The sequence below is a fragment of the Mycobacterium sp. E802 genome, from assembly GCF_001666875.1.
GTDB lineage: Bacteria > Actinomycetota > Actinomycetes > Mycobacteriales > Mycobacteriaceae > Mycobacterium.
On the sequence record NZ_LZJD01000161.1, the window covers coordinates 1 to 3966 of the forward strand.

Below are 3966 nucleotides of genomic sequence, written 5' to 3' on the forward strand. Positions count from 1 at the left end.
CATGCTCGCCCTCGGCGGCCACCGCCCCTCACTGCCAGGACGGCCCGTCAAACACCCACGGAAACGTCAGTAGAGCCATTTTTGGCGGGTTATCGACGTGAGTGCTTCATCAACGCTGAGGCATTGGAGCGGATCCGCTCGTACGCAGATGAACTTGATGGGATGAGCATCGGCGAAGCCGAGCGTCGGGTCTCAGACGGGATTCCGCAACCTTTGATTCGTAGCGCAGTGATGCACCTTCTGTGGCGTCAAGAGTTCTGTGCCGACCTCACGCGGCAATCCCTGGATCGGTCGACGCTATTGGAGGTATCAAGATGAAAGGTCACCATCAACTCAATCCTGGGATCGAAAATTACACCGCTGCAGCAGAATTAGTGCCTCGAATGTTGGCAACGGACCATAATGCTGTACTTCGCAGTGAGTATGTACTCCACGTACTCCGACGGCTTTACGGCACTCCTCTTCGGGCGGAACGATGTGTTCGCCAAAAGGGCGAGGCGGAGCGCTACTTTGTGACGCTACGGAAATGCATGCAGACGTCTGGCCCCGCGGGGGCGTTGCCACCTGCGCCGATTCGAATCGCACCGCACTCGAATGGCGGCGTATAGGTGTGCTTCTGCGTCCCGCATGTGTCGCGTTGTGCGACAAGGGACCCTGAGCTTGATCCGGCCGATGAGTTGGAGGTACCAAGATGGGCAATGCAAGTATTCCGGTCCGAATCGGAACAAAGTTCTGGTATCTGGGTGAGCGTTTACGGATCGTGGGAATGCAGTCCCGTGGAATGGATTTGAATGTCCTGGCCGTCAGTCATGACGGCCAAACCGTCATCGCCCTGTCTGTCGAAGAGGTCCTGTTGTCCGAACGAGCGCAGTTAATCGCTGAGGATGAGGGTCCGGCGCCCCGGGACGAGGCTGACGTTGCCAGTGTTGTGTTGTGGGCGGCTCCTGAAGGAGCTCGTCGGGACGCGCTTGAACACGCTGCTCACATCAGAGAAGTGCGCACCGGGTATCGATCTGGCAGTGCTGAAGCCGCGCTTGCGGGCGAGCCGCGCTGGCCGTACGCACCCGGAACACCGAAGATGATGCGCTATCGCGCCAAGGCTGCCGAACTGGGTGTACACCCGCGAACCTTCCAGAGATGGGTGGCCGCCTACGAGGCGGATGGGGAGGCCGGGCTGATATCGCAGCGTTCCGTGCAGTCAGGTACGGGCAGTCGCACCGACCCGCGGTGGGAGGAGACCGCCCTAGAAGTCATGGCGGAATACGCTGATATGTCTACTCCTACTAAAGATTTAGTGATCAGGCGCACCAACGCCCGTCTGGACATGCGTTACGGTCCGGGAGTAGTCAAGCTGCCCTCACAGCGTACTGCGTACTACATCCTTGATCGGCTCGAACATGAGAAGCTTCCGACGTTCGAACACAGTGCCAAGCGGAATCGGGACATTGCCTCTCGGCCAACTGAATCCTACGGCGGTCTGCATCCGACGCGGCCCGGCGAGTACATGTTGATGGATACCACTCCCTTGGATGTGTACGCCATGGATCCCAATACGTTGCAGTGGGTCAACGCCCAGCTGACGGTGGTGATGGACTGGTTCACCGGATGCGTCACGGGATTGCGGCTAACTCCCGTCTCGACAAAGTCGATCGACGCCGCAGCCGCGCTCTACCAAACGTTCCGCCCCCCGCCGGCCGGCAAAGACTGGCCCGCTAAAGCCGTCTGGCCTCCGCACGGTGTCCCGCGATCCGTACTGGTCGAACATGAGCGGCTCGATCCCAAGAGCGTGATCGCCGCGGCCACACCGGCAATCGCGCCCGAAACGCTGATTGTCGATCACGGAAAGATCTTCGTCGGTGCGCACCTCAACAGCGTGTGCAAGCGATTCGGGATCTCGATTCAGCCGGCTCGGCTGGCAACGGGCCGCGACAAGGGCCCGGTCGAGCGCTTCTTCCGGACATTGCGTCAAGCTCTGCTGGTTGGCTTGCCCGGCTACAAGGGCCCCGATCTGTATTCACGTGGCCTGGACCCTGAGAAAGAGACGTGGTTCTTCCTGGACGAACTCGAAGCTGTTATCCGTGAGTGGATCGCCGTGATTTACCACCACAAAGGCAGTGACGGGTTGGGTGGTTTAGATCTGGCAGGCCTGCAGAAGAGCCCAGCCGAGCAGTTCGCCGCGGGCGTGGCCCGCGGCGGCTACCTCGAACTACCGAGGGATCCCCAGCTCGCCTTCGAATTTTTACCGGTGGTCAAACGTGTCATCCACCCTTACGGTATCGAATGGAACAACCGCATCTACCGCGGCAACGTCATCGGCGGCCGTGGTGGTGAGCGCAGCCTCTACCTCGCCAAAGGCGCGCAATGGCCGATACACGTCAACCCTGACGACATCACCAAGGTGTACTTCCGCGATCCACGCTCCCGAGACTGGCATGAATTGCGCTGGCAACACGCCGAACTGCTCGATGCTCCGATGAGCGAGGAGCAATTGGCCTTTGAAAGGCAACTGGCCAAAGCCGGTAATCGATATATCGATGATCCGATGGCGATCGCTCAGATGATGGAACGCCGCAAACTGCATTTGGGTGCGACGATGGCCGAACGCCGCATGGCACTGCGGATCTCGCGCGAGCAATCCACCTTGATCGGTGATATTGAAGCTGTGCGCGCAGCCACGGAATTGGCGTCCGTGCGCGCGGCGCTTCTACGTGCCACCGGCCAAGACGCACCGGAGCGCAACGAACTCGACGAACAGACACCCGATGAGAGTGCGGTCAACACGTTCGTCGACGATCTCGACGAGGAACCCGACACCCGGGTACTGGTCGATGATGACTATTACAGCGACACCCTGGAGATCGTATGACTACTACACCGACGCGCCGCACACCGACGGCGCGTACTCGATCGACAGACTCATCGAGAACCAAATCTGGGAAACCGGAACGAGATCCGAAGGAATACTTGGATCCGTTGACGCTATCGCGTAAAGAGGGATGGAAGGCCATGGCAGAGGCGCCCAAGCCTCAGCCGCCAGAGTCTCTGTCTCTCAAAGAGATCCGCAAGCTAGATGACGGGGCGCGCGCCGCATATAACGAGGCGCGTCGTCGTTGGCACGGACACATGGGCATCATCCTCAGCGCCGAATGTCAATCGGTTCTCGAGCAGCTCGACACCTTTGTGCAGCCCCACATCGACATCGACGATCCGGCGGGGACACCGATGGTCGCACTCAGTGGTTTGCCAGGCCTTGGCAAGACCACGATCACCTCATACTTCGGTCGCTCAATCCACTTGCAGCAGATCGCCCAGTACGGACCACTGACCCCCAGCGGTGACGAACGCACGCCGGTGTGCCGGATCGGTCTCACCGGGAACACCGGGATCAAGGAACTCAACATTGCGGCGTCCGACTACTTTGCGCACCCCGCCTCCCATGGCGTCAGCGCTCCCCAACATCTGCGGAACGCCCTGGACTGTGTCATATCGTGTCAAACCAAGCTCTTGATCATCGATGACCTGCACTTCCTACATGGCCGAACCAGCAAGATCACCGAGCTCAGTGATCATTTCAAGCACATCGCTGACACGCTTCACGTGATCGTGTTGTTCGTCGGGATCGGCCTGCACGAGCCGTACGGGCTACTCGACGACAACGGCGACAACATTGACGTTCACAAGATGGATCAGTTGCTGCGGTGCACGAAGCCCGTCGACATGAAGCCATTTGACTGCCAGACCGACGCGGACTGCCAGCACTGGCACGAAGTGCTACTCACCGTCGAACAACAGCTGATTCTTGCCCTCAAGTTTCCCGGCATGCTGGCTGAAGACATGTCGGACTATCTCTTCGCCCGCAGCACCGGGCATATGGGATCGCTGATGAATCTCCCGAGTTGGGTCATTTGCCTTAGTGCCTTGATTTCTCGGATGCCAGCGCGTCGAGAATGGTTTTGACCTCGACGT

General features: G+C 59.4%; 2 protein-coding genes. Both read left to right on the forward strand.

Going from position 1 to position 3966, the window contains the following annotated elements; genetic code table 11:
* Positions 1-691: 691 nt before the first annotated feature.
* The gene (locus A5699_RS23480) at positions 692-2866 is read left to right on the forward strand and encodes a helix-turn-helix domain-containing protein (protein ID WP_067774666.1); all 2175 of its coding nucleotides are present in this window, start codon (positions 692-694) and stop codon (positions 2864-2866) included.
* Positions 2867-3006: 140 nt separating this feature from the next.
* A complete protein-coding gene (locus A5699_RS23485; RefSeq protein ID WP_197508373.1) occupies positions 3007-3957 on the forward strand; it encodes a TniB family NTP-binding protein in 951 nt (316 codons plus the stop codon).
* Positions 3958-3966: the final 9 nt, after the last annotated feature.

Bases quoted from the DNA above. Each gene is read 5' to 3' on its own strand.
- A5699_RS23480 (WP_067774666.1), top strand. From the start codon at position 692: ATGGGCAATGCAAGTATTCCGGTCCGAATCGGAACAAAGTTCTGGTAT.
- A5699_RS23485 (WP_197508373.1), top strand. From the start codon at position 3,007: ATGGCAGAGGCGCCCAAGCCTCAGCCGCCAGAGTCTCTGTCTCTCAAA.